This window comes from Amycolatopsis silviterrae, assembly GCF_042684085.1.
GTDB classification, from domain to species: Bacteria; Actinomycetota; Actinomycetes; order Mycobacteriales; family Pseudonocardiaceae; genus Amycolatopsis; species Amycolatopsis silviterrae.
Map to the genome: position 1 here is coordinate 57,202 of NZ_JBHUKS010000004.1, position 25,466 is coordinate 82,667.

A 25,466-nucleotide genomic window follows, 5' to 3' on the forward strand; every position below is an offset into this window, starting at 1 on the left:
GCGGAAATTCGACGGAGGAGCTTCGCAGTGGGGGACCCGCAACCGCTCGTCTCGGTGATCGTGGTGAATTACCGCGGCGCCGACGACACCATCACCTGCCTGCGGGCGCTGCACGCCGACCTGGACTACGCGAATGTCGAGCTGATCTGTGTCGACAACGCGTCCGGCGGCGACGACGCGGCGCGCATCCGGGCCGCTGTGCCGGACGTACACCTCATCGAATCGCCGGTCAACACCGGATTCGCCGGCGGCTGCAACCTCGGCGCGAAGCACGCGAACGGCACCGTCCTCGGCTTCCTCAACAACGACGCGCGCCCCGCCCCGGCCTGGGTCTCGGCAGCCGTCGCCGAACTGCGCGCGCAGCCGACCGTCGCCGCGGTCGCGAGCAAGGTCCTCGACTGGGACGGCACCGGCACCGATTTCGTGGACGCGGGTCTGACCTGGTTCGGCATGGGCTACAAACGGCACGCCGGCAGCCCGCTCGCCGACGTGCCCGACGCCGAACACGACGTCGCCAAGGACGTCCTCTTCGGCACCGGCTCGGCGCTGTTCGTGCGCGCCTCGGTGTTCGCCGAGCTGGACGGCTTCGACGAGCGCTTTTTCATGTTCTACGAGGACGTCGACCTCGGCTGGCGGCTCAACCTGCGCGGCTGGCGCGTCCGCTACGTGCCGGAATCGCTCACCTACCACCGTCATCACGGCACCATGGCCGCCGTCGACGCACCGGACACCGGCCGCGAGACGTTCCTGCTGGAGCGCAACGCGCTGGCCGCGCTGTACAAGAACCTCTCCGACGAATCACTGGCCCGCGCGCTCCCCGCCGCGCTCGCGCTGGCCGTCCGCCGGGCCACCGCGCGCGGTGGCATCGACCCGGAGCAGCTCAACCTGGAGAAGGGCGTCGGCCCGGTCGACACCTCCGAGGTCGCGGTCCCGCGCACCACGCTCGCCGGGGTGCTCGCGGTGGACCGGTTCGTGGAGATGATGCCGTCGCTGGCCGAGTCGCGGGCAGTGGAGCAAGCCGCGCGCGTGCGCACCGACGCCGACCTGCTTCCCTTGCTGCGCAAGGCACTTGAGCCCGCGTACCCGCTGCCGGACTACCTGCGCGCGCACGAAATCCTCGTCGAGGCGTTCGGCATCAAGGACGTGTTCGGGCAGCGGCGCAAGATCCTCGTGCTGACCGGAGACTCGATCACCGAGCGCATGGCCGGCCCGGCGATCCGGGCGTGGAACATCGCCTCGACGCTGTCCGCCGAGCACGACGTGCACCTCATGACCACCAACCCGCTGGTCTCGCCGCCGCCCGCGGCCTTCCGGATCAGCTCGGGCAAGCACCGCGATCTCGACGGCCCCATCGAATGGGCGGACGTCGTGATCCTGCAGGGCCACGTGCTGGAGCTGGCCCCGTCGCTGAAAAAGCAGCACGAGAACAAGATCGTGGTCGCCGACGTCTACGACCCGATGCACCTGGAGCTGCTCGAACAGGGCAAGGACGCCCCCGACGACCAGCGCGCGCTCGACCTGGCCGGCGTCACCCGCGTCCTCGACGCCCAACTGGAACGCGCCGACTTCTTCCTCTGCGCCTCAGAACGCCAGCGGCACTTCTGGCTCGGCCACCTCGCCGCGCTCGGCCGTCTGTCGCCCAGGCTTTACGACGCCGACCCGACCACCCAGTCGCTGCTCGCCGTCGTACCGTTCGGCCTCTCGCCGCAAGCCCCGACGCGCACCGGTCCGGGCCTGCGTTCCTCGCTCGGCATCGGCGAATCGGACCGCGTCGTGCTGTGGGCAGGCGGCGTATACAGCTGGTTCGACCCGCTCACCCTGATCCGCGCCTTCGACCTGCTGCGCCACCGCCACGACGACGCCCGTCTCGTGTTCCTCGGCATGAAGCACCCGAATCCCGAGGTCGCCGAAATGGACATCGGCGCCCGGACGGTGCGGCTCGCGGATTCACTGGGCCTGACGGACAAGAACGTATTCTTCAACGAGCAGTGGGTACCGTATTCGGACCGGCAGAATTGGCTGCTGGATGCCGATTGCGGGGTCACCACGCATTACGAGCACGTCGAGACGACTTTCGCTTTCCGCACCCGGGTTCTCGATTACCTGTGGGCCGGTTTGCCCATCGTCACGACGGACGGGGACGCGTTCGCCGACCTCGTCCGCGCGGAGAACCTCGGCGTCGTGGTACCCGCCGAAGACGCCGGTGCACTGGCGGACGCGCTGGAGAAGTCGTTGTATGACCGGGAATTCGCCGACGCCTGCGTCGAGCGGATCCGCGTGGTGGCGCAGCGGTATGCCTGGCCGGAGGCGCTGAAACCGCTGGTGGAGTTCTGCCGCAACCCGCGTCCGGCTGCGGACCGCTTGCCCGGCGGCGCGGATCTCACCGTCAGCGAACCGGTACGCGGAACCGCGATGGTGCGGCGGGATGTGGCCCTGGTGCGCGAATATCTCGCCGCCGGCGGCCCAGGCGAACTGGCCCGCCGGGCCGCGGGCCGGGTCACGAAGGTGGTACGGGAGCGGTTGCGCCGTGGCTGATCGTCCGCTGCGCGTCCTGCTAGACGGCACCCCTCTGCTCGGCTCCCGGACGGGGATTGGCCGGTACACTGCGGCGCTGAGCGAAGAGCTGGCTTCGATGTCCGAAGTGGACCTTCGCGCGGTGGCGTTTACCTTGCGGGGCTGGCGGAAACTGCGGCACGTGCTACCGCATGGCGTGCAAGCACGAGGCATGCCAGTATCGGCGCGACTCCTCCGGGCGACTTGGCTACGGACGCAGCTGCCTCCGGTGGAGCTATTCGCCGGCCCGACGGATGTCGTTCACGGCACCAACTTCGTCCTCCCCGGCCGACTCCGCGCCGCTGGCGTCCTGACCATTCACGACCTGGCTTTCATCGACGCCCCACAGGAACTCGCGCACTCCGACCGGACCTTGCCCGAACTGGTCCGGCGCGGCGCCCACCGAGCAAATGTCATCTGCACTCCGACCGAGGCTGTCGCGGATTCCGTCGCGGAGAAACTGGACGTCGACCGCTCCAAGATCATCGCGACTCCCCTTGGCGTGAACCCAGCGTGGTTCACCGCCCGGCCACCGGACGACGGGGTGCGGGCGAAGCTCCGGCTGCCGGACAAATATCTGCTGTTCGCCGGTGCCGCGGGCCCCCGCAAGGGATTGGACTGGCTGGCCGCCGCCCACGCCGCCGCCCCCGACCTACCGCCGCTGGTCTTCGCCGGCCCTGGCCCGTTCCCTCGCCTGCCCCGCTCTGGTCAGACCGGGTATCTGTCCGATGTGGACCTCCGCACGGTTGTCGCGGGAGCCGCCGCCCTGGTCCTCCCCTCGCGAGATGAGGGCTTCGGCCTGCCAGTCCTGGAAGCAATGGCCTCAGACGTCCCCGTCGTCTGCACAGATATCCCAGCACTACGCGAGGTAGCCGGAGACTGCGCCACTCTGGTTCCTTACGACGATGTAGTCGGCCTAGCCGACGCGCTCCGCCAAGCGGTCATCGACCCTCACGGCATCGCAACCTCCACCGCAAGACGAACCCACGCAGCAAGCTTCACCTGGCACAACACCGCCCTGCGCACGCTGGACGCGTACCGGCAAGCAACAGAGTCGTAAGAACCGGAACGTACAAGCGGGCAACCACCCAGCCCTCTCCCCGCAACCCCGATCCCTGCCAGGCACGCGGTGAGAATTAAAAGATTGGGGTGGGGTCCCACTCCTCTTGAGAAACCCCGGCGGAGCCGGGGGAAAACCCGGCGGAGCCGGGAAAAGCGGAGCGCGAGAAAGGCACCCCGAAGCATAAGTGTGACTACGGTCTGGGTCGGCTTGTCAAGGCTGGAAAGAGTACCTTGACAAGCCGACCCAGACCGTGTTTTGGCTTCGTATCGGGGTGCAGGGCGGAGGCTGGGCGCTTTCTCTGGTTAGGCGTGCAGGTACGAGTTTAAAGCCGCGCGCCAATCCCTTAGCGGAGTTAGTCCCGCGTCTCGCCATGAAGCGTTGGAGAGCAAGGAGTATGCGGGGCGTGCTGCTGGGCGGGGGAATTCTTCGGTGGTGCAGGGTTTGACTCGGGTGGGGTCCGCGCCGATTTCCTCGAAGATCGCTCGGGCGAAGCCGTACCACGAAGTCTCACCGGCACCAGTGCAGTGCAGGACCTTTCCCGCCGGACCCCGGTCGGAAGCGACCAGTTCGGCTAACTCCCAAAGACCCCGGGCCAAATCCGCCGACCAGGTGGGTGCTCCGACCTGATCGTCCACAACGGACAGCTCATCCCGCTCCGACTCCAACCGTCGCATGGTCTCGACGAAGTTGGACCCGCCCTTTCCGTAAACCCAGCTAGTCCGCACGACCCAAGCCGAAGCCCCGGACCCGAGGACCGCGTCCTCCCCAGCAGCCTTAGTCCGCCCATAGGCATTCTTCGGCCCCAGCGCGTCATCCACCTCATAAGGCCGATCCCCATCCCCCGGAAAGACATAATCCGTGGAGACATGGATCAACGGCACCCGGCGCGAAGTACAAGCCGCCGCCAGCACCCGTGGCCCGTCCACATTCACCGCGAACGCCCGAGCCTCGTCAGACTCCGCGGCATCAACCGCCGTATAAGCAGCCGCATTGATCACCACCGGCACCGCACCAGCCGCCGCCGCGCGCTCGGCCAATTCCCCGACCGCGCTGATCACCTGGCCGGTCGCCGTGACATCCAGGTCAGCCGACGAGGGAGCGAGCACGTCCGTCTCCGGGCCCGCGGAATTCACCAGGTCCCGGCCTAGCTGACCAGAACCGCCGGGCACGAGCACTGCCAGCCGCACCGGCGTACCTCCTACTACGACAAGGGTTTCAGGACGTGCCGAGCGCGGCGCGGGCCTTCAGCGGCTCCCACCACGACCGGTGGTCGGCATACCAGCGCACGGTCTCGGCCAACCCGTCCTCGAACGACACCCGCGGAGCGTAACCGAGTTCACCGCTGATCTTCGCGATGTCGACCGAGTACCGCCGGTCGTGGCCCTTCCGGTCGGCGACCGGTTCGACCATTTCCCAGCCGACGCCCGCCGCGGCGAGCAGGCGTTCGGTCAGTTCCCGGTTGGTCAGTTCGGTGCCGCCGCCGATGTTGTAGATCTCGCCGGGGCGGCCGCCGTCGGCGACCAGCTGGATTCCGTGGCAGTGGTCGTCCACGTGCAGCCAGTCGCGGATGTTCAGACCATCGCCGTAGAGCGGGACTTTCTTGCCGTCCAGCAGGTTCGTCGCGAAGAGCGGGATGACCTTCTCCGGGAACTGGTACGGGCCGTAGTTGTTCGAGCACCGCGTGACGCACACCGGCAGGCCGTGCGTGCGGAAGTACGAGCGGGCGATCAGATCCGACGAAGCCTTCGACGCCGAGTACGGCGAATTCGGCTCCAGTACGTGGTCTTCCGACCACGAACCGTCCTGGATGGACCCGTACACCTCGTCCGTCGAGACGTGCACGAACTTCCCGACCCGCGCTTCCAGCGCGGCCTGCAACAAGGTCTGGGTGCCGAGCACGTTGGTGAGCACGAAGTCCGCCGAGCCGAGGATCGAGCGGTCCACATGGGACTCGGCGGCGAAGTGGACGACCAGGTCGACGCCGCGCATCAGCTCGGTGACCTGTGCGGTGTCGCAGATGTCGCCGCGCACGAAGCGCAGCCGCGGGCTGTCGGCGACCGGGGCCAGGTTGGCCTCGTTGCCCGCGTAGGTGAGCTTGTCGAGCACCACGACCTCGGCGTCGGCCAGTGTCGGGTACGCCCCCGACAGCACCTGCCGCACATAGTGCGAACCGATGAACCCGGCACCGCCCGTGACCAGGACCCGCATCCTCATCCACCCTTCCGCCCGACCGGGCACTCTCGCCCCCAGCCTACGGGTGGCTCACAGATGAGTCGGTAGAGTTCGGAAAAGCGCGAAATGCGCGGGGCATCCTGGGGAGGAACAAGTGGCCGAATGGCCGGGGACACCGCTGCCGGTGCACCGCGGTCGCGGCGTGCTCGTCGTGTTGCGGCGGAGCGGGAAGATCGCGCTGTCCGTCGTCTCGGTGATCGTGCTGGCGCTGACCTGGTACGGCTGGCAGTTCATCGGCGACCCGCAGTCCGGTTTCTCCACCACGGCGATCTTCGGCGAACAGCAGCCGCACGCGAAACCGCTCGACGGGGCCATCGACATCCTCCTGGTCGGACAGGACAGCCGCACCGACGCGCAGGGCAACCCGCTGCCCCGCGAGGTGCTCGACATGCTGCACGCCGGCGAATCCGACGGCGAGAAGCAGACCGACACGATGATTCTCGTGCACATCCCGCAGAACGGTGAGCACGCGATCGCGATCTCCTTCCCCCGCGACTCCTACGTCGAGATCACCGGCGGCTTCGGCAAGCACAAGCTGAACAGCGCGTACGTCTACGCCTACAACGACACCGCCAAGACACTGCAGGCCAAGGGCAACGCCGACCTCAAGGACGTCGACGAGAAAGCCAAGCTCGCCGGCCGCAAGAACCTGGTCGCGACGCTGGAGAAGTTCATCGGCAAACCGGGCATGATCGACCGCTACGCCGAGGTGAACCTGGCCAGCTTCTACGAGGTCACGAAGGCCATCGGCGGCGTGCAGGTGTGCCTCAACCACGCGGTGCAGGAAAAGAAGTCGGGCGTCAACCTGCCCGCCGGGAAGCAGACCATCGAGGGCGTGCAGGCGCTCGCGTTCGTCCGGCAGCGCTACGGCCTGCCCAACGGCGACCTCGACCGGATCGGGCGCCAGCAGGCGTTCCTGTCCGGGCTGGCGAGCAAGGTGCTGTCGTCCGAGGTGCTGGCCAACCCGGTCCGGATCGCGCAGCTGATCGAGGCGGTGAAGAAGTCCGTGGTGCTGTCCGCGGGCTGGGACCTCGCCGAGTTCGTCGACCAGATGCGCGGGCTGACCGGCGGCAACGTCGAGTTCCACACCATCCCCACCGGGGGCAACGCGGTCATCGGCGGTGCGGACGTGCTGCGCGTCGACCAGGCGAAGGTCCGCGCCGAGATCGACCGGCTGACCTCCGACGGCAGCGCGCCGCCGCCCAGCGACGCTCCGCTGCCCGGCGCCGAGAAGGTCACCGTCGAACTGTTCGACGGCTCCGGTTCCGGTGCCGCCGAGCAGCTGCGAAGCCTGTTGCAGGGCAAGGGTTTCCAGCTCGGCACGAGCACGAAGCTGTCCACCCGCTCGACCACCGTGCTGCGCTACCACCCGTCCGACGAGGCCGCCGCCGACCTGGTCCGCCAAGCCCTCGGCGGCACCGCCCAGGCCGAGCCGGACGCCGACGTCGCCGCCGGGCACGTCCGGGTGATTCTCGGCAAGGACGCCAAGGACACGCCCGGCACGCCGGCCACGACCTCCTCCGCCCCGCCTGCGGCACCGCCCGCGTCTTCGCAGTCCGGATCGCCGCAGTCCGGGCCTTCGAACTCACCCGCGCCGCCGATCACGGCGGGCGATGTTCCCTGCGTCAACTAGAGTCGGGCACCCAGCGTGGCGGCGCACCGCTGGCCGTACGCTGGTGAGCGGGGAGGTAGTCGGGGTGAGCGAAAACCAGGACAAACCGGACCGGGCGGCGGATTCTGCCGACAGTCCGGCGGTTTCCGACGCCTCGGGCCGTGAATCCGACGGAACCACGGGGCCGAAGCACGCCGCGGCTGAACCGGCTGCCGACGAGGTGACCGAGGACACCGCCGCCGAGGAGGCCGAGCCGGTTACCGAGGGTGCCGAGGGCACCGAGGACAAGGCCACTTCCGAGTGGAAGCCCTCGCCGTACCCGCGAGTGGAACTCCCCCAGCCGTCGAACCCCGCGCCGCCGCCGGAACCGGAGCCAGTCCGCCGCACGGGCCGGGTCACCCGGATCACCCGCCGGGTCGCGCTCGGCCTGGTCTCACTGGTCGCACTGGGCGCGACCGGCTACGCGTACGTCACCAAGGACCGGCTCCAGGACAACGTCCCCACCACCGACGTCCTCACGCCGCGCGCGGGCGAACCGCCGGCCCCGCCCGCCGACGACGGCGGCACCGACATCCTGCTCGTCGGCAGCGACGCGCGCACCGACATCCAGGGCAACCCGCTGCCGCTGAGCATGCTGAAGTCGTTGCGCACCGAGGAAAAGGCCGGCATCAACACCGACACCGTCATCCTGCTGCGGATCCCGAAGAACGGCGGCAAGGCGTCCGCGGTGTCGATCCCGCGCGACAGCTGGGTCGACGTGCCGGGCCGCGGCAAGGCGAAGATCAACTCCGCGTACGGCGTCGCCAAGGCGCACGCCGAGCAGGAGGAACGCGCGCGAGGCGAGCGCGACCAGGCGAAGCTCTCCCGCGATTCGGACGCCGCCGGGCGGCGGGCACTGGTCCAGACCGTGCAGGACCTCACCCAAGCCCGCATCGACCACTACGCCGAGGTCAACCTGCTCGGGTTTTACCTGATCACCGAGGCCGTCGGCGGCGTTCCGGTGTGCCTGAACCACGCGACGTCGGACAAGGACTCCGGCGCGAACTTCCGGCGCGGCGTGCAGACGGTCAGCGGCGGCGAGGCGCTGTCCTTCGTGCGCCAGCGCAAGAACCTGCCGAACGGCGACCTCGACCGGATCAAGCGGCAGCAGGCGTTCCTGTCCTCGGCGCTGCGCAAGGTGCTGTCGGCGGGCACGCTCACCAACCAGGCCACGCTCAACAGCCTGATGGACGCGGTGCACCGGTCGTTCGTGCTTGACGACAGCCTCGACGTGCTCGAATTCGCCCAGCAGGTCAAGGGCATCGCGTCCGGCGACCTGACCTTCGCGACGATCCCGGTCATCACCACGAACGGCCGCAGCGAGGACGGGCAGAGCATCGTGGAGGTCGATCCGGCCGCGGTGCAGAAGTTCGTCGCGGGGCTGGCCGGGCGGAACGGTTCCGGGGGCGGCGGCGCGGCGGCCGGGGCGGTGCCGCGGGGCCTGGACTCCGGACTTCCGGGCGTGCCCTGCGTCGACTGACGCCGCGGCTAGCCTGAACGCATGAGTCTCACCGAGCAGCTGCTGCGCCCGCTCCTGGCCTCGCCGGCGAAACCGCTGGTCACGCACTACGACGACCGGCTCGGCAGCCGGGTCGAGCTGTCCGTGGCGACGATGCAGAACTGGGCCGCGAAGACGGCGAACTGGCTGGTCGACGAGTTCGACGTGGAGCCGGGCGACGCCGTCGCGGTGCGGCTGCCCGCGCACTGGCAGACCGCGGGCGTGCTGCTCGGCGCGTGGTGGTGCGGGGCGCACGTGGTCGCGGAGCCGGACGGCGCGCGGGTGGTGTTCACGAGTCCGGACGAGGAAATCGACGCGCCGGCCGTCGCGGTGGTGTCGCTGGACCCGATGGGCCGCGGCCTGTCGACGCCGCCGTCCGGCGGAGCGCTCGACTACCTCGCCGAGGCCCGGATGTCCGGAGACCAGTTCGTCCCGATGCAGCCGATCCCCGGCGACACCCCGGCGCTCGGATCCTCCACTGTGGACGAAGTGTGGGCGGAAGCCACTGCCCGCGCGGCGAAACTCGGCCTGACCGCCGCCGACCGAGTGCTGTCCACGTTGGACTGGACGGTGCCGGAGGGCGTACTGGACGGCCTGCTCGTTCCGCTCGCCGCCAGCGCGCATCTGGTGCAGGTCACGAACGCGGACCCGGCGAAACTGTCCGCCCGCCGCGAGGCCGAAAAAACCACCGCAGACCTGACCTCGTGAGTGCTGACCGCGGTGTCAGCACTCACGCGGTACTCAGGCGTTCTGCAGCTCGCTCGCGCCCTGGCGACGACGCCGGAACAGCACGTGGTCCAGGGAAAGCCGGCCGCCGTTGAAGCCCAGCGCCAGCGCGGTGAGGCCGAGCACCAGCACCAGTTCGTAGCCGCCTTCGCCGGTGAGGCCGTTCGCCGCGTGGACCGAGATCAGCGCGCCGGCCATGTTGATGGCGTAGCCGATGGCGACCACCGGCAGCAGGAAGCCCACGACGAACGCGATCGACCCGAGCAGTTCGAGCACGATCACCAGGAACGCGGAGACACTCGGCAGCGGGATGCCGATCTGGCTGAACATGTCGGCGGTCGCACCCACGCCGCTGTTCCATTTCTGCAGGCCGTGGGCGAAGAACACCACCGCGATGCCGATCCGGCCGAGCAGCAGCGCGACGTCCTTGACTCGAGTCAACATGGAGACAGCTCCCGATAGGTGAAAATTCAACTGACCCGGCCCACGGTAAGGCACTGAACACCGGCGCGGGGGTGTCAGCCAGTAATCGACAGGAAACCGACAGGCACTGAAAACTCGCTGTACACCGCCCTCGGCCCGGCGGTACGGTCCCGATAGCCGCGGGTGTCGCCTGCTCGCGGCCGTGTTTCTGCTTTCGACCCGCGAGGAGTCTTCGATGCGCCGACAGTCCGATCGACCCCAGTTCGGCCTGTCTCCCGTATCTGAGGACTCCCGCACGCATGAAAGCACTGACCATCGGCATCCTGGCGCACATCGACGCAGGTAAAACCAGCCTCACCGAACGTCTGCTGTTCGAGACCGGCGTGATCGACCACGCCGGTCGCGTCGACGACGGCGACACCCAAACCGATTCGCTCGACCTCGAACGCCGGCGCGGCATCACCATCAAGTCCGCCGTCGTGGCGGTCAGCACGCCCGGCCACCGGCTCAGCCTCGTGGACACCCCCGGCCACCCCGATTTCATCGCGGAGGTCGAACGCGCCGTCGGCGTGCTCGACGGCGCGGTACTCGTGGTGTCCGCGGTGGAAGGCGTGCAAGCCCAGACCCGCGTGCTGATGCGCACGCTCGTCCGGCTCGGCATTCCGGTTCTCGTGTTCGTGAACAAGATCGACCGCACCGGGGCTCGCGAAGATTCACTGCTGGAATCCTTGCGTACCAAGCTTTCCCCGCACTGCGTCGCGATGAGCACGGTGACGGGAATCGGTACCGCGGACGCGCGCCCGACGCCGCTGCCCCTCGATGAACGGCTGGCCGACGCACTAGCCGGAGACGACGAGTTTCTTGAGTCCTATGTGGCCGGTACCGCGTCCTCAACGGACTATCGAAAAGCGTTGGCACGTCAAGTCGCTGGTGCCGCGGTGTATCCGGTGTTCTTCGGTTCGGCAGTCACTGGAGCTGGCGTCGCCGACCTCGTCGCGGGAGTTTACGAGCTGCTGCCGTCCCGCGAACGCCGCGCGGACGGACCGCTCGACGCCACCGTCTTCAAGATCGAGCGTGGCCGAGCAGGCGAGAAAATCGCTTACGTACGAATGTTTTCCGGTGCGCTGGCGGCCCGCCGTCCAGTGCCTTTCCGCCGTCCAGGCGAGGAAGGCGTCGGCCGACCTTCCGCAGTACGGGTGTTCGAGCACGGCGCGACCCCGGTGTCCGGCGAAGCGCTGGCCGGTGATGTCGCGCGCGTCTGGGGGTTGCCAGAGGTCCAAATCGGCGACCGGCTCGGCGAAAGCGCCGATCTTTCCCAAAGCCGGCACTTCGCACCGCCGAGCCTGGAAACGCTGGTGTATCCGGTCGATCCAGACCAGACCAGCGCGTTGTACACCGCGTTGACCCGGCTGTCCGAACAGGACCCGTTGATCAGCATTCGCCGACAGGATCACGAGATCACCGTCCGGCTATATGGCGAGGTGCAGAAAGAAGTCATCCGGACAACGCTCGCCGAGGAATTCGGTATCGCTGCCGAATTCGATGAGTCACAACCACTTCTGGTTGAACGTCTACATGGGACTGGACACCGGGTGCGCCACCCCGCCCCGGACGAACGCGTCTTCTTCTGGGCCACCGTCGGGCTTCGTGTCGAACCAGGCCCGCCTGGCTCCGGCACCGACTACCGGCTGGGGGTTGAACTCGGTTCGCTGCCGCTGTCGTTCCACACCGCCGTTGAGGAGACCGTGCACGAGGTCCTGCGTGAAGGCTTGCACGGCCGGGAGGTGATCGACTGTGTGGTCACCCTCACCGATACCGCGTTCTACCCACCCGTCAGCACCGCCGGAGATTTCCGCGGCATGGCCCGGCTAGTGCTGCAGGAAGCCCTCCGCCAGGCCGGAACGCGAGTGTACGAACCAGTCCACGCGTTCGAACTAGAAGCACCAGCGTCCGCGCTAAGCGCCGTGCTGCGCAAGCTAGTCGAGCTACGCGCAATCCCCGGCGAGCCAGCAATCACCGGGGACCGGTGCACTGTGGACGGTCATCTCCCAGCCGCCTCAGCGCACGACCTGGAACAAACGTTGCCCGCGCTCACCCAAGGCGAGGGCACGCTCGTCACCAATTTCGCCGAATACCGGCTCAAGCCGGGTGGCGGCGGGCCAGGTCGAGTTCGGTCCAGCCGCCGTGGGCGGACAACAGCGTGAGGACGCGCTCCGCGAGGGCCGAGAACCGGCGCAGGTCCTCGTGGAGCGCCTTGGCGCGGGTGGAGTCGAGCGGGGCGTGGTCGTCCCACCAGAGGCAGATCACCGCGCTCGCGCACAGCACCAGCGGCTGCACGAGGTCCGTGAACTCCGCCGACGGTTCGGCGGTTTCCCGGCAGGTGCGCTCGATTTCGTCGCACGCGTCGAGCAGTTCGCGCAACTGACCCACCGCGCCCGCCGGGGTGCCGTCCCACGACGCGGTGGGCCACGCGCGATCGCTCAGCTCAAGCCAAAGCCGCCATCCGGCGACCAGCTCGGCCTCGTCGTGCGGCGTCCAGGTGTCGGGGAGCAGCCAGAACATGCCGCCGACTGTGACATCGCGGGGCGAGGTTGCACAACCAAGTCGGCGAAAGTGTTCGCGTTTATACCCCGGGGCGGGGGTATCTCAGCTGATCACCGGCGGCACGAACACGCAGTCCGGCTTCTTCGCGTGCTGCGGGTCGAGCGCGTTGAGCACCTCGCGCTGCGCGATCGGGTCGTAGGTGATGCCGAGGTGGTCGGTGTAGTCGAGCCCGCAGACGTCCTGGAGGACGAGGTTTTTCACGTTGGGCGCGGGCTTGAGGAAGGCGTTGGTGTACGGGGTGACAACGTCGTCATACCGGGTCTGGATGACGGTGTAGTCGACGCCCGGGACGGTGTCGCCGCCCGCGTTGAGGTCGGTGAGGAACGCGGAGCCGGTGGACTGTTCGTTGCAGGCCGCGCAGGCCACCCCGACGAGGTCGCGGGCAGGCGGGATCGCCTGGATCGCGGTGAGCAGGCCGAAGAGGTTGGTGCCGTAATTGGACGGCGACAGCCCGATCAGCTTGCCGATCTTGCTCGCGCCGCCGAGGTACTTGATCCAGTAACGGGGGTTCATCCCGCCCTGCGAATGCCCGACGATGTCGAGCTTCGAGGCCCCGGTGGCCCGCAGAATCTTGTCCCCGAAGGTCGCGAGCTGCCCCGCCGTACCCGCCACCGGCCCGACCGTCTGCAGGAACGCCCCCGGCGACCCGCCGAAGTTCCCGGCGAACACGCAGTACCCCTCGTCGGCGAGCTGCTGGGACAGATCCGCCCAGTTCTCGTACGCGTTGGCGGTGGTGCCGTTGGACAGCAACACCGGGTTCGGATGCTCCGCGGACGGTTTGCAGTCCCAGTCGTTGGCCCCCGGCGGCGCGATCGTCGGCTGCCCGACCGAGTAGATCGCCGCGGCGATGATGTTCGGTTGCACCGGACCAGTCGGCTCGGTTTCCGCCGAGGCCACCGCAGTGGCTCCGCCGAGCGCGACCACCGTCGCCGCCAGGAGAACGATGCCCCGTCCGAACGCGCGTACGCCCATTCCGCTTCACCTCTCTGTGAACCCGATGCAGTGGTTAACGCGGAACACGAGAAAGGGAAACGCGGTTACTAGTTTTTATCGCAGTTCAGCGAGCGTTCGGTCAACCGCATCGATCAAGGAGGCTCGGTTTCCCGGGTGGACACTGATCTGCGCCTGACCGTCCCTGGTGCTCTGGAAGCTCAGCACCCGCCCCCGCCCACTGAGATCGATCACCGACAACGGCGAGCTGTACCGACGACCCCGCTCATCCCGGACCGCGGCATGCAACTGATGCACCGCGTCGCGCGGGGCCCGCATCAGGTACCGCAACTCGTCCGCCTCGCCGCCTTCCTCCGCCAGCGGGTCAGCGCTGCCCCCGTCGTAGTACTCCCGGCTGACCTGCATCACCCGCACCGCCGCCGGCGGGCACTCCGGCATCGCCATGACCAAACAGGCCGCCAGCTCGTTCGGCGACACCGGATCGAGCTGAACGAACTCGGCGTCAGTAATCAGCCGAACAGCCTCCCACCCCGCCGCCGCGACGAGAATCGCCCCGTTGTCCTCCTGATGGGTACCGAAGTCGGTCCACCCATACACCTCGTGCCGGGCGGTAGCGAGCAACTTCAACGTGCTGACCAATGACGTCGCGGTCTCACCAAGCCGCGCAAGAAGATCCCGCGCCCGCTTCGCCCGCTCGGCGGCGCCTTCCTCGGTCAAGTACATCGGCGTGTCTTCGACCACCACCGGTACTTTGCCGAGGTTTTCCACGTGCCAAAGCGCCAAGAACACCGGCCGCGGCATCCGCAGCGGCCTGTCGATGATCGTCATAACGCCCCTCAACCACCAATCGTCGGCGGCGTCGGCGGGAGCCCCGTGCGTGGGTCGAGGGCCCGCTCGCCGTTCTCGTCGACGAGGGAGAAGGCGGAGTCGTCGTCGATTCCGTACTTGCGCTGGTGTTCTTTGTCTTCCTCGCTTTTGCCTTTGCCGCCCGGGGCCATGCCACCCATTCCCGGTGTCCCCTTGGCTCCGGCCGCGCCCTTCGCCGCTCCTCGGGCGACGCCTTCTTCTCCGGCTCCCGCACCGGTCCCTGCTCCTACGCCCGGACCTCCGCCAAGCCGCGCCGCAATCCCTCCACTGCGGCCGCCAGCTTCGCCTCCGTCACCGAACGGCCCGAACCCACCCGGCGTCGGGGACCAGCCACTGCTGTTGCCACTGCTGCTATTGCCGCTGCCGAAGGAGGTCGGCGTCGGCGGAGTCCAGTTAGATCCCCCAACCCGCTCCACCGACGGCGGCGTCCACCCAGACGTCGAAGTCCCGTCGTTGTCCCCCGGGCGATACCCCGGCGACGCGCCACTCCCCGGCGGTACCGCGCTTCCCGGCCCGCCAGCAGCCCCCGGCCCACCGGCACCCGGCCCGCTTCCCGGCCCACCGGCCCCTGCCCAGTTTCCCGATCCACCGGCACCCGCCCAGCTTCCCGACCCACCAGCGGTCCCCGGCCCACTCCCAGGCCCGCCTGTGGCCCCCGGCCCACCTGTTTCCGGCCCCCGCTCAGACCTCTCGCGCGCCCCGCTCTTGCCCGTGCCGTGATCGCCGCCAGAATCGATCTTGAGATTCTGCCCGTCGAATCCGGAAACCTGGCCGTAATCGCTGTTCAGCCCTTGCCCGTTGACCTTGGCCTGATCCGCATACTTCTGATACCGCTCGACGTTGTGATTAGCCGTCGCGTTGTATTGGTTGATCTGCTTCTCGGTGTCCGTGTCCCACGGAGTGCCCTGATCCCAAAGATTCTTATGCGGAGGGGTTGGCGGCATCGCCTGCAGCGAGATCTTCATGTCGTTGTAGCCGTGCGTGGTGTCGACGAGCTTCTGCCCGTTAACCACATAGGCTTGCGCAGAAGTAGAAGACGCATCAGACAACGGCCGAAGCCGAGCCCTGGCCGCGTCGGCACCTTGGCCGGTCCAGACGGACTCCAGCATCGTCGTGATCTGCTGGGCGTCGTCGCTGTTTTGGTTGTGCTCTTGGGTCACATCCCGCACAGTCGCACTGCCACTGTCCCAAGACGAGGTGCCTGGCCCCTGCTGCACCTGTTGCACAATTTCCGGTGCCGGCACTGCCTGATCACCGAGATTGCCGTGGTAAAAGTCGGAGAACCAGCCTCCCGCGTCCTTGATTCGGTCGTTGACCCAATGGTCCGCATCGTCGATCCGGTCACCGATCCACTTGGCACCTTCGCCGATGAAATCGAAAAAACCCATCGGTCACGCACCCACCTTTTGCTTCAGGTTGGTGACGACCATGTCCGCCACCTGAGCAGTGACATCGCACGGATCCGGCCCGCCCACCTTCGACTGGCCAAGCGTGACCGAAACATCAACGTCATGCTGATCGCTGATGCCGACACTGACCTGACAGAATTCCTTAGCGGTGTCCTTGCTTAAGTTGGAGTGAGCAACTGCCGGAAACCCTTGAATGGGCGGCAGCGGACGCCACACCGTGGACTGAGGCTTCGAATTCGCGTAAACCGCGCTCAGACCATCCGAGACCTTCGTGACGTACATGACGGTAGCGACCGCGCCAGCGTCACTATTGAGCCAATGACACTGCGGCCCCAGAGAGGGTTCATCGTCATGTTTTCCCTGCGGTTTTTGCACAAGGATCCTGCCCACCTGGTCCGGGGTGAGTGCGTCATCGCATGGATGCCCAGCCAGGACTGACACAGGGAGCGGATTCTCCACCTTGGGGGCACCCGCGTACGGCAACGTCTTCTCAGCCGCCGACGAAGGCACCGAAGCGCCGGTCGAGCCAGGGCCAGAGTTTGGCGCGGCTCCACCAGAACACGCCGCGAGCAGAACGCTCGCCGCGACGGTGCCAGCGGCAACAAGAAATACCCGAGCCTTCATACTGCGAGTCCTCCGCTCTGACCGTCGTTGGCCACGGCCTTGACGTCTCCCGCCGCCTGGCCGTCCGATTCAGCGACAATGCCCAACGCCTTCTCCAGGCGGCCAATGAGTTCCACCATGTACTTGTGCATATTGTCGTTCGCGTCCTTGCCGTCTGCGAACGTCTTAACCACCTGCTGGTTGAATCCGACACTGCCGGGGTCTTGTGCCGGTGGCGTGAGCTGTGTCAATGACACAGTTTTCGGCCGCATCATTGCCAGGTTGTCGCGGAGCCGCTTCGCCCGCTCGAGCAACGAGCGCGCTTCATCGGGACTCAAAGTGAATCCCGCCCCAGACTTCGCAGCCGACGCCACGGCCGCAGCATCCGACATGCCCTTGGCCACGTTCATCGCCGTGCCCACTACCGTGATCGGCAGCCCGGTCAGCCAACCTGCTGCCTCCAGGGCTTTCCCTGGGTCGTTCTCAGCCATGCCCGTCCCTCCCCTTGCGCGCAACGCCAGCTCTCGACCTAGGCGACCAGCCGTGCGGCCCTCCAGTCCATGACTGTAACCAACCGCGCACAGCGGGGTGATCGGAACCGATCAACTCACCCCTCCGTGCAGAGCCACCAACATCCACCACGTGCCGGCACTTGCGGCACAAGCCTCATGAATCAGTCCGCAGCACCAGCTCTGACCCGGGGAAACCTGACGGTCATGCGACCGCTTCTCTTCCTTCAGCACTCCACCGTTCGGGACACAACCGTCCAGCCGATCATCTAACGGCCGCAACGCGATCGATCGCCAAAGAGCCCCGCTGCCCGATCCGGGACAGCGAGGCTCCTTTATTGTCGAACCGTCAAAACTCAGCCCTTCAGCAGGGCCCGGGCCATGACGACCTTCTGGATTTGGTTCGTGCCTTCATAAATCTGGGTGATCTTCGCGTCCCGCATCATGCGTTCCACGGGGAAGTCGCGCGTGTAGCCTGCGCCGCCGAACAGTTGGACTGCGTCTGTCGTTACGGACATTGCCACGTCGGATGCGTAGGCCTTTGCTGCGGATGCGGTGAAGCCGGCGCGCTTGTCTCCGCGTTCGGAGGAGGCGGCGGAGGCGTAGACCAGGTGGCGGGCGGCTTCGATTTTCGTTCCCATGTCGGCCAGCATGAACTGGATTCCCTGGAAATCTGCGATTGCCTTGCCGAACTGCTTGCGTTCCTTGACATAGGCGACAGCCGCGTCCAGGGCGCCTTGGGCGATTCCCAATGCTTGCGCGCCGATCGTCGGGCGGGTGTGGTCAAGGGTGCGCAGGGCGGTTTTCAGGCCGGTGCCCGGTTCGCCGATGATGCGGTCGGCGGGGATGGTGCAGTTTTCGAAGTAGATCTCTCGGGTGGGGGAACCCTTGATGCCTAGCTTCTTTTCTTTCGGGCCTACCGAGAAACCTGGGTCGTCCTTGTGCACGACGAACGCGGAAATGCCGTTGGCCTTCTTTTCGGCATTCGGGTCGGTCACGGCCATGACCGTGTACCAGGACGATTCGCCAGCGTTGGTGATCCAGCACTTGGTGCCGTTGAGGACCCAGTGGTCGCCGTCAAGGCGGGCGCGGGTGCGCATCGACGCGGTGTCCGAGCCTGCTTCTCGCTCGGACAGGGCGTAGGACGCCGATGCCTCGCCAGAAGCGATCGACGGCAGGACCAGCTTCTTCAGGTCTTCCGAACCGGACAGGATGATCGGCTGGGTGCCCAGTTTGTTGACTGCCGGGATCAGCGACGCCGACGCGTCGACGCGGGCGACCTCCTCGATCACGATGCACGCGCCGATGGCGTCGGCGCCCTGGCCGTCGTACTCCTCGCCGATGTGGACGGCGTTGAAACCGGCCTTGACGAGCGCTTGGTTGGCCTCGATCGGGTAGCGCTCCTGCTCGTCGACCTCAGCCGCGTACGGGGCGATCTCCTTTTCGGCCAGCGCCCGGACCGCGGCCCGCAGTTCCTCGTGCTCTTCGGCCAGCTGATACAGGCCCTCGGCCACCTTCAGTCACCTCTTCTGCAGCGAAACGGGAGAAAGTCCCCCGATGTTAGCCCGCGTTCACTGCGAACGCGGCAGCTCGCTGCTTGTGTCCTCGGCCTCACCGTTCGTATGGTCAAGTGATGGCTGCCACTGCGTCGACCCCGCCGCCCGGATTGCCCGCTTCCCTTGACTACCCCGAGGTGCCGATCGGTTCGCTGCTTGCCGGCGCCGCGACACGCTACGGCGACCGCGTCGCGTTCGCGATGGGCGACGACCAGCTCACCTTCGCGCAGACCTGGCACGCTGCCTGCCAGTTCGCGCAGGCGCTGCGGGCCCGCGGCATCGGCCGTGGCGACGTGGTCGCCGTGCATCTGCCGAACTGTCTCGCGTATCCGATCGCCTACCACGGCATCCTGCTCGCGGGGGCGACGTTCAGTCCGACGAACCCGCTGCTCCCGCCGGATGACCTCGCCTTCCAGCTGACCGACTGCGCGGCCACTGCCGTCGTGACGTTCGGGCCGGTCGCGGCCACCCTCGCGGGGGTCGCGGACCGGATTCCGGCGCGGCTCACGATCGTCGTCTCGCCTGCTGGCGACCTCAGCGAGGGGAGTGTGGAGTTCCGCGAGTTCTTCGCTGGCCAGCCCGCGACCAGGCCTGACGTGGTGATCGACGTCGACCATGACCTCGCGCATCTCGCCTACACGGGTGGCACGACCGGGCGGTCCAAGGGGGTAGAACTCACGCACCGCAACGTCGTCACGAACACGCTGCAGCACACCTGCTGGTCGACCGGCTCGGTGCCCGCGCTCGACGCGAACGGCGACCTGACGCTCGACCAGATCGGCAGCCCGGACGAATGGCCGACCCGGCTGGGCACGGGCACCGCGATCAACCTGACGCCGTGGTTCCACGCGATGGGTGTGATCGCGGGGCTCAACGGCCCGCTGATGGGCGGCGGGACCACCGTGCTGCACGCCCGGTTCGATCCGGCGGCGTACGTCGCGGACGCGGAACGGCTGCAGGTCACGACCATCGGCGGCGCGCCCGCGCTGTTCGCGGCGTTGCTGGCGACGCCCTCGTTCCACACTGCCGATCTGTCCTCGGTGCGCAACATCGGCTCCGGCGCGGCACCGATGAGCCACGAGATGATCCGCGCGCTGCACCAGCGGTTCCCTGACGTCGTGATCGCCGAGGGATACGGGCTCACCGAGGTGACGATGGGCGCGGTGATCTCGCCGAGTTACCGGTCCGGCGTGCGCAAGGTCGGCTCGGTCGGCGGGCCGATCTTCGACACCGAGGTCAAGCTCGTCGCCGACGGCAGCGAGGAGCCGTTGCCGTCCGGGCAGGAGGGCGAGGTGTGCCTGCGCGGGCCGCAGGTGATGCGCGGGTACCGGAACCGTCCGGAGGAGACCGCCGCCGCGCTGGTCGACGGGTGGCTGCACACCGGCGACATCGGCGTTCTCGACGAGGACGGTTATCTGTCCATTGTGGATCGCAAGAAGGACATGTTGCTGTACAAGGGGTACAACGTCTTTCCGCGCGAGCTGGAGGAACTGCTGAGCGCGTCGCCCGGCGTGCTGTCCGCGGCGGTGGTCGGGCGGCCGAGCCCGGAGGTCGGCGAGCTGCCGGTGGCGTTCGTGGTACGGCAGCCGGATTCCTCAGTGGACGCCGAGCAGCTGATGGCGGCGGTGAACGAGAAGGTGCTGCCGTACAAGCGCTTGCGGGAGCTGCATTTCGTGCCGGAGATCCCGGTGTCGGCGGCGGGCAAGGTGCTGAAGCGCGAGCTGCGGAAGCAGTTGCCTGACCCGGCTTGAGCCGAACGTGGGTGCGGAGGCCGGGCCTCCGCACCCACCGGCTTACTTGCCTGCTTTTTCGCGGAGTTTGGCGTCCTTGTCGAGCACCAGCTGCTCCAGATCCTCCTGGAACTGTGTCAGTTTCGCCTGCAGCTGCAGGTCGGCGGCGGCGAGGATGCGGACGGCGAGGAGCCCGGCGTTGCGCGCCCCGCCGACGGACACGGTCGCGACCGGGATGCCGGCCGGCATCTGGACGATCGACAGCAGCGAGTCCATGCCGTCCAGGTACTTCAGCGGAACCGGCACGCCGATCACCGGCAGCACCGTCGCCGACGCGACCATGCCCGGCAGGTGCGCGGCACCGCCCGCGCCCGCGATGATCGCGCGGATGCCCCGGTCGGCCGCGGACTTCGCGTAGTCCAGCATCCGCTGCGGGGTGCGGTGCGCCGAGTAGACGCCGACCTCGTAGTCGACGCCGAACTCGTCCAGCGCTTGCCCCGCGGCCTCCATCACCGGCCAGTCGGAGTCGCTGCCCATGATCACGCCCACCTGCGGCGCCATTGTGTTCCCCTTCAGTGGATCTCGTAGCCGTCGAGCCAGACGGCGTGGGACAGCCAGTGCGCGGACAGCAGCGCGCGGTTGCGCAGGTCGTCCATGCGGTCGCCGATGAAGTTGACGTGCCCGAGCTTGCGGCCGGGCCGGTCCTGCTTGCCGTAGAGGTGGATCTTCACCTCGGGGAACCGCGCGAACAGGTGGTGCACGCGCTCGTCCGGGCTCATCTGCGGCGAAACGTCCGCGCCGAGCACGTTCGCCATCACGCACGCCGGCGCGATCAGGTCGGTGCGGCCGAGCGGGTAGTCGAGGACGCCGCGCAGGTGCTGTTCGAACTGCGACGTGCGCGAGCCGTCCTGGGTCCAGTGCCCGGAGTTGTGCGGGCGCATCGCCAGCTCGTTGACCAGCAGGCCGGTCTCGGTCTCGAACAGCTCGACCGCGAGCAGGCCGGTGACGTCGAGCGTCGAAGCGATGCGCAGCGCCAGCTCCTGCGCCTCGTGCACGCGCGACTCGGCCAGCCCCGGGGCCGGGGCGAGGACCTCGGTGTTGATGCCGTTCGTCTGCACGGTCTCGACCACCGGGTACGCCGCACCCTGGCCGAACGGGGAACGCGCGACGAGCGCGGACAGCTCGCGCTTCATCGCGACCTTCTCCTCGACCAGCAGCTCGGTGCCTGCTTCGAGGAGTTCGGGAACGGTCTCGCGGGTCTGCTGCGCGGTGTCGAGCATCCAGACGCCGCGGCCGTCGTACCCGCCGCGCGACGCCTTCAGCACCACCGGCCAGCCGTGCTCACCGCCGAACTTCACCACATCGTCCACAGTGGACACTTCGGCGAAGGCGGGGCCGGGAACGCCGAGGCCGGCCATCATCTCGCGCATCACGAGCTTGTTCTGCGCGAACCCGAGCGCGGTGGGCGCGGGGCGGACGACGAACCCCTCGGTGGCGAGGGTGAGCAGGTGCTCGCCGGGCACGTGCTCGTGGTCGAAGGTGACCACGTCGACCTGACGGGCGAACTCGATCAGCGCGTCGAGGTCGGTGTGGTGGCCGATGACGACGTCGCTGGCCACGAGGGCCGCCGCGTCGCCCTCGTCGGCCGCGAGCACCTTCAGGGACTGGCCGAGGGAAATCGCCGCCTGCTGGGTCATGCGGGCGAGCTGGCCGCCGCCCACCATGCCGACGATGGGAAGACCGGTTCGTTTGTCCATAGCGCCGTCCAGGTTACTGGGCGAGGAGCGGCGGACCGTCGGCGACCTGCGGCGGAGGGAGTGGGTGGCGGGGTGCGGGTCGGTCGGGGGTGGCTGGGTTTGCGGGCGGGGGGGGCCGAGTGGCGGGCTCGGGCTGGCCGGGGAAGCCGAGGTGGCTCGACGGACGGCCTCGATTGGCTGGACGGGACGGCTCGACCGGCTGGAGCAGCTCGGCGAGCCGGGCCAGCTTGACGGGGCGCAGTCAAGGCGAGGGACCGGACCGGGTTGACGAGCCAGGCCAGCCCGACAGACCACACCACCGCGACGAGCGGGCCAGCTCGACGAGCGAAACGGGCTTGGCGAGCCGGGCCGCTCGGCGAGCAGAGCGGGCTTGGCGAGCCGGACCGCCCGACGAGCAGAGCGGGCTTGACGAGTGGAGAGGGTTCGACGATCGGGCCAGCACGACGGACGGACGGAGTCGGCCTGACGAGCGGAGTCGGCCTGGCACGCCGGGCTAGCCAGACAGACCTAGCCAGTTCGATGAGCGGGGCCAACTCACCGAACGGACTCAACCTGCCAAAGCGGGTCAACCCGACCGACCGAACCGACCAGGCCGACCAGACAAGACCGAATCAGCCCTGCTGGACGGGTCGGGCTGACGAGCCTCAGGCCAGCCCGACACACCACACCAGATCGACGACCCAGCCAGACCGACCGCGGCGACCCGACGAGCCGGATCACCTGAACAAAGGCCATTACGCACTCTTCGGTTGATCTGCCCGGAAGCCCCGGATCAGAACGATGCCCGTGCCCGTCCGCGAACCAAAGGTTCCGAACGGCCGCGTAACCACCGCGATCCAGACAGTAACCGCCACCACCGACAAAAACCGCAGCCAAGCCCCTGACCAGCAAAAAGACCTAAGACCCCACGTGATCCGAAGGCTCCCGCTGCACCCGATCGCGGGCACGCCGTTGCAGGCCCCACCGCAGTATCAAAGCGGCGGCGAGCACGACCGGCATCAGGATGTACGCGTCGCCGAGGACGTTCTGCCACACCTTCCAGTGCAGTTCGACATTCCGGCCGTTCGGCAAGATCAGCAGCACGCAGCTGACGAACACGAACGCCACCAGGAACGTGCCCAGCCATCGTTTCCACGCCGTCGCCGGGGTGGTTTTCGGCAGCCGGGACACCAGGAGCACGACCAGCGGCGCGACCCAGACCCAGTGGTGCGACCAGGAAACCGGCGAGATCAGCAGGATCCAGAACGCCGTGACGAGCAGTGCGGCCAGCGCCTGTCCGCGCCGGTGGAAGCGCAGCATCAGCCACAGCGCCGGGATCGCGAGCACCAGGCCGATGACGGTCGCCGCGGTGGAGGCCCACGGGGCGAGGTCCGTCGCGCGGTTCATCAGGGCGTTCAGCGACTGGTTGCCCGCCCAGTGGATCGGGCCGATCCGGCCGGTGTCGGGCAGGGTTTTGGTCCAGTATTTCCACGAATCGTGCGGGTTGATCAGGAACAGCAGCAGCTGCATGCCCACGAAGGTGGCGAGTCCGCGCAGCGCGTCTTTCCAGCGGCCGGTGACCAGCAGGTGGCCGAGGAACACGATGGGGGTCAGCTTGATCGCCGCGGCTAGGCCGACCAGCACGCCGCCCCAGCGGCTGCCTCGCGCGCCGATGACGAGCAGGTCCAGCAGGACCATCGCCATCAGGATGAGGTTGATCTGGCCGAGGAAGATCGTCCGCCACACCGGTTCGAAACCGAGGAAAACCAGGAAGAAAACGATGGTCGACCGGGCAGGCGAAGCCCACCAGCGGGGGCCGTCCGCGGCGGGGCGGGGCAGGGCGCCGATCGCGATGCGGATCGACAGCGCGAGCGCGCCGAGCGAAGCCACCGTCAGGAAACCCCAGGCGACCTGCACCGGCACGATCGCGAGCGGCGCGAACAGCAGCGCCGCGGTCGGCGGGTAGGTGAAGGGCAGCAGCGCCCAGCCTGGCTCGGTGGGCAGCGTGTTCGCGTCGTAGAGGTTGTCCCCGCGCAGCAGCTGCAGGGCACCCGCCCGGTAGACCGCGCTGTCCACGCCGAGGTTCCAGTCGTGCGTCCAGCCCCAGAACCCCATCGCGATCGCCAGCAGCGGGAACACCGCGAAGATCAGCATCGACCGCGGGCGCACGGACAGCCGCGCCAGAGAGCGGCGCAGGGCCAGCCGGGGCTGCCCGGATCGATTCACCGGAGCTTCGCTGTCGGCAGCGGAGGGTACGGTCCTGGTCACCACACCAGGAAAGCATGAGTGCGGCAGCGCTGGTCAGGAAGGGGGACCCGGGCTCAGCTGTGCGCCAATTCCGTCAGCAGTTCGCACGCCCGGTCGTGCGTCCCGGGCAGCCGCACGGCCGACACCAGCGGACGGGCGACGTCGCGGAGCTGCGGGTCCACCGCCAGGCGTTCGTTGAGCGCTCTCCGCAACGCGACCCCGCGGGTGGCCAGCCGCTCGTTGCGCTCGGCCAGCACCGCGACCGCGGACGGGCCGATTGTCGCGTAACACTCGCCGGTGTCGAAGACCGCACGGACGGCGTCCGCGGCGAGGATCATCGCGGTCAGCCGGGGCCAGCCGGACACCGACGTCAAGTCCAGCGACACGGTCAGCAGCACATTCGCCTCGTTGACGCCGCCGCGGTAGATCTCGCCGAGCCGGGTCCGCAGGTACGCCGCGGACGGCAGGCCGGTGAGCGGGTCGGTGACCTCGGTGTGCACGAGCTGGTCGGTCGCGACGTCCGCCCAGGCCAGCGCGGTCACCCGCAGCAGCCGGGCAGGCGTGGCGTCGACGTCCGGCGCGACGAACCCGTCGACCGCGTCCGGGTCGGCGAGCACCGCGTGCAGGGCGGCCAGGTCGGACAGCGTTTCCGACAACCCCGCCCCGGCCGCGGCCCGCGCCCGGCCCAGTCCGGCCAGCGCGGTTTCCGCGCCGGTCGAACCGTGCCGCACGACTGCCGCGCACACCGCGTCGACTTCGGGCAAAGCCCAGTCGCTCGGGAAACGCCAGCCGGCCGCGAGACTGGCTGTTCGCCAGCGAGCCCGCAATGCCCGCAAATGGCGGTCCCGCTCGAACCGCGCACGCGTCTCGTCCCCCGACGAGTCGCCTGCGGAGCCGAACCGCGCCCCGGTCGCCGGTACGTCCACCGAACCCCCAGCTCCTTCCGGTTCCTGTCGATCTTGTCCCCAATCACGGAGGGGACGCGGCGGAACTCCTCGCGTGACGCGTTTTCCCCGATCTTTTTCGCGTAATCGCCAGATGACGGGTGAACTTGCTGCGCCTACTGAGGCATGTGGCGGACCACGGCGTGACGAGTGTCGCCGCATCC

Annotated in this window: 21 protein-coding genes; 7 read left to right on the top strand and 14 right to left on the bottom strand. The window is 68.1% G+C overall.

Annotation, left to right across the window (positions count from 1 at the left end):
• Positions 1-27: 27 nt before the first annotated feature.
• Both ACFSVL_RS03915 and ACFSVL_RS03920 read left to right on the top strand, forming a co-directional pair.
• Positions 28-2,535 carry a glycosyltransferase gene (locus tag ACFSVL_RS03915; RefSeq protein ID WP_378300529.1) on the top strand — a complete coding sequence of 836 codons (2,508 nt, stop codon included), beginning with the start codon at positions 28-30 and terminating at the stop codon, positions 2,533-2,535.
• Positions 2,528-3,613 (top strand): glycosyltransferase family 4 protein, encoded by a 1,086-nt coding sequence (locus tag ACFSVL_RS03920; RefSeq protein WP_378300531.1) that lies wholly within the window; start codon positions 2,528-2,530, stop codon positions 3,611-3,613. The genes ACFSVL_RS03915 and ACFSVL_RS03920 overlap by 8 nt, the downstream gene beginning before the upstream one ends.
• A 305-nt stretch (positions 3,614-3,918) precedes the next feature.
• Here the strand turns inward: ACFSVL_RS03920 and rfbD are convergent, their stop codons facing one another.
• Together rfbD and rfbB are read right to left on the bottom strand one after the other, a co-directional pair.
• Complete coding sequence (rfbD, locus tag ACFSVL_RS03925) at positions 3,919-4,803, bottom strand: dTDP-4-dehydrorhamnose reductase (protein WP_378300533.1); 885 nt, start codon at positions 4,801-4,803, stop codon at positions 3,919-3,921.
• A gap of 28 nt (positions 4,804-4,831) precedes the next feature.
• A complete protein-coding gene (rfbB, locus tag ACFSVL_RS03930) occupies positions 4,832-5,824 on the bottom strand; it encodes a dTDP-glucose 4,6-dehydratase (RefSeq protein ID WP_378301953.1) in 993 nt (330 codons plus the stop codon).
• Positions 5,825-5,942: 118 nt separating this feature from the next.
• On the opposite strand from rfbB, the gene ACFSVL_RS03935 reads away from it, so the two are divergent.
• The 3 genes from ACFSVL_RS03935 (at position 5,943) to ACFSVL_RS03945 (ending at position 9,705) form a co-directional block, all read left to right on the top strand.
• Positions 5,943-7,481 (top strand): LCP family protein, encoded by a 1,539-nt coding sequence (locus ACFSVL_RS03935; protein WP_378300535.1) that lies wholly within the window; start codon positions 5,943-5,945, stop codon positions 7,479-7,481.
• Positions 7,482-7,545: 64 nt separating this feature from the next.
• Positions 7,546-8,979: an LCP family protein gene (locus tag ACFSVL_RS03940; RefSeq protein WP_378300537.1), complete on the top strand. Its 1,434-nt coding sequence runs from the start codon at positions 7,546-7,548 to the stop codon at positions 8,977-8,979.
• Between the two features lie 21 nt (positions 8,980-9,000).
• The gene (locus tag ACFSVL_RS03945; RefSeq protein ID WP_378300539.1) at positions 9,001-9,705 is read left to right on the top strand and encodes a TIGR03089 family protein; all 705 of its coding nucleotides are present in this window, start codon (positions 9,001-9,003) and stop codon (positions 9,703-9,705) included.
• 33 nt (positions 9,706-9,738) lie between these two features.
• Here the strand turns inward: ACFSVL_RS03945 and ACFSVL_RS03950 are convergent, their stop codons facing one another.
• Positions 9,739-10,167, bottom strand: coding sequence for a DoxX family protein (locus tag ACFSVL_RS03950; protein ID WP_378300541.1), 429 nt, complete (start codon positions 10,165-10,167; stop codon positions 9,739-9,741).
• Between the two features lie 278 nt (positions 10,168-10,445).
• On the opposite strand from ACFSVL_RS03950, the gene ACFSVL_RS03955 reads away from it, so the two are divergent.
• On the top strand, positions 10,446-12,350 hold the full coding sequence (locus tag ACFSVL_RS03955; RefSeq protein ID WP_378300543.1) for a GTP-binding protein: 1,905 nt from the start codon (positions 10,446-10,448) through the stop codon (positions 12,348-12,350).
• Here ACFSVL_RS03955 and ACFSVL_RS03960 read toward each other — a convergent pair.
• The 7 genes from ACFSVL_RS03960 to ACFSVL_RS03990 form a co-directional block, all read right to left on the bottom strand.
• Positions 12,286-12,708, bottom strand: a complete 423-nt coding sequence (locus ACFSVL_RS03960) for a hypothetical protein (RefSeq protein ID WP_378300545.1) — start codon at positions 12,706-12,708, stop codon at positions 12,286-12,288. The two genes, ACFSVL_RS03955 and ACFSVL_RS03960, sit on opposite strands and share 65 nt — an antisense overlap.
• A gap of 84 nt (positions 12,709-12,792) precedes the next feature.
• Complete coding sequence (locus ACFSVL_RS03965; RefSeq protein ID WP_378300546.1) at positions 12,793-13,722, bottom strand: alpha/beta fold hydrolase; 930 nt, start codon at positions 13,720-13,722, stop codon at positions 12,793-12,795.
• A gap of 75 nt (positions 13,723-13,797) precedes the next feature.
• The gene (locus tag ACFSVL_RS03970; RefSeq protein WP_378300548.1) at positions 13,798-14,529 is read right to left on the bottom strand and encodes an ESX secretion-associated protein EspG; all 732 of its coding nucleotides are present in this window, start codon (positions 14,527-14,529) and stop codon (positions 13,798-13,800) included.
• Between the two features lie 8 nt (positions 14,530-14,537).
• Positions 14,538-15,956 carry a hypothetical protein gene (locus tag ACFSVL_RS03975; protein ID WP_378300550.1) on the bottom strand — a complete coding sequence of 473 codons (1,419 nt, stop codon included), beginning with the start codon at positions 15,954-15,956 and terminating at the stop codon, positions 14,538-14,540.
• Positions 15,957-15,959: 3 nt separating this feature from the next.
• Positions 15,960-16,601 carry a DUF3558 domain-containing protein gene (locus ACFSVL_RS03980; RefSeq protein WP_378300552.1) on the bottom strand — a complete coding sequence of 214 codons (642 nt, stop codon included), beginning with the start codon at positions 16,599-16,601 and terminating at the stop codon, positions 15,960-15,962.
• Complete coding sequence (locus ACFSVL_RS03985) at positions 16,598-17,071, bottom strand: hypothetical protein (RefSeq protein ID WP_378300554.1); 474 nt, start codon at positions 17,069-17,071, stop codon at positions 16,598-16,600. The genes ACFSVL_RS03980 and ACFSVL_RS03985 overlap by 4 nt, the downstream gene beginning before the upstream one ends.
• Positions 17,072-17,445: 374 nt before the next feature.
• A complete protein-coding gene (locus ACFSVL_RS03990; RefSeq protein WP_378300556.1) occupies positions 17,446-18,603 on the bottom strand; it encodes an acyl-CoA dehydrogenase family protein in 1,158 nt (385 codons plus the stop codon).
• 119 nt (positions 18,604-18,722) lie between these two features.
• Between ACFSVL_RS03990 and ACFSVL_RS03995 the strand changes: the two genes are divergently transcribed.
• On the top strand, positions 18,723-20,396 hold the full coding sequence (locus ACFSVL_RS03995) for a class I adenylate-forming enzyme family protein (protein ID WP_378300558.1): 1,674 nt from the start codon (positions 18,723-18,725) through the stop codon (positions 20,394-20,396).
• A 42-nt stretch (positions 20,397-20,438) separates the two neighbouring features.
• Here the strand turns inward: ACFSVL_RS03995 and purE are convergent, their stop codons facing one another.
• From purE to ACFSVL_RS04015, 4 genes are all read right to left on the bottom strand, one after another.
• Complete coding sequence (gene purE, locus ACFSVL_RS04000; RefSeq protein ID WP_378300560.1) at positions 20,439-20,936, bottom strand: 5-(carboxyamino)imidazole ribonucleotide mutase; 498 nt, start codon at positions 20,934-20,936, stop codon at positions 20,439-20,441.
• Between the two features lie 11 nt (positions 20,937-20,947).
• Positions 20,948-22,132 carry a 5-(carboxyamino)imidazole ribonucleotide synthase gene (locus tag ACFSVL_RS04005; protein WP_378300562.1) on the bottom strand — a complete coding sequence of 395 codons (1,185 nt, stop codon included), beginning with the start codon at positions 22,130-22,132 and terminating at the stop codon, positions 20,948-20,950.
• 897 nt (positions 22,133-23,029) lie between these two features.
• On the bottom strand, positions 23,030-24,379 hold the full coding sequence (locus tag ACFSVL_RS04010; protein ID WP_378300564.1) for a glycosyltransferase 87 family protein: 1,350 nt from the start codon (positions 24,377-24,379) through the stop codon (positions 23,030-23,032).
• A gap of 53 nt (positions 24,380-24,432) precedes the next feature.
• Positions 24,433-25,284: a GGDEF domain-containing protein gene (locus tag ACFSVL_RS04015; RefSeq protein WP_378300566.1), complete on the bottom strand. Its 852-nt coding sequence runs from the start codon at positions 25,282-25,284 to the stop codon at positions 24,433-24,435.
• Positions 25,285-25,466: the final 182 nt, after the last annotated feature.

Coding starts and splice junctions, on each gene's coding strand:
- ACFSVL_RS03985 (WP_378300554.1), bottom strand. CDS start 17,071: ATGGCTGAGAACGACCCAGGGAAAGCCCTGGAGGCAGCAGGTTGGCTG.
- rfbB (WP_378301953.1), bottom strand. CDS start 5,824: ATGCGGGTCCTGGTCACGGGCGGTGCCGGGTTCATCGGTTCGCACTAT.
- purE (WP_378300560.1), bottom strand. CDS start 20,936: ATGGCGCCGCAGGTGGGCGTGATCATGGGCAGCGACTCCGACTGGCCG.
- ACFSVL_RS03995 (WP_378300558.1), top strand. CDS start 18,723: ATGGCTGCCACTGCGTCGACCCCGCCGCCCGGATTGCCCGCTTCCCTT.
- ACFSVL_RS03970 (WP_378300548.1), bottom strand. CDS start 14,529: ATGACGATCATCGACAGGCCGCTGCGGATGCCGCGGCCGGTGTTCTTG.
- ACFSVL_RS04005 (WP_378300562.1), bottom strand. CDS start 22,132: ATGGACAAACGAACCGGTCTTCCCATCGTCGGCATGGTGGGCGGCGGC.
- ACFSVL_RS03950 (WP_378300541.1), bottom strand. CDS start 10,167: ATGTTGACTCGAGTCAAGGACGTCGCGCTGCTGCTCGGCCGGATCGGC.
- ACFSVL_RS03955 (WP_378300543.1), top strand. CDS start 10,446: ATGAAAGCACTGACCATCGGCATCCTGGCGCACATCGACGCAGGTAAA.
- ACFSVL_RS03975 (WP_378300550.1), bottom strand. CDS start 15,956: ATGGGTTTTTTCGATTTCATCGGCGAAGGTGCCAAGTGGATCGGTGAC.
- ACFSVL_RS03965 (WP_378300546.1), bottom strand. CDS start 13,722: ATGGGCGTACGCGCGTTCGGACGGGGCATCGTTCTCCTGGCGGCGACG.
- ACFSVL_RS03945 (WP_378300539.1), top strand. CDS start 9,001: ATGAGTCTCACCGAGCAGCTGCTGCGCCCGCTCCTGGCCTCGCCGGCG.
- ACFSVL_RS03960 (WP_378300545.1), bottom strand. CDS start 12,708: ATGTTCTGGCTGCTCCCCGACACCTGGACGCCGCACGACGAGGCCGAG.
- ACFSVL_RS03980 (WP_378300552.1), bottom strand. CDS start 16,601: ATGAAGGCTCGGGTATTTCTTGTTGCCGCTGGCACCGTCGCGGCGAGC.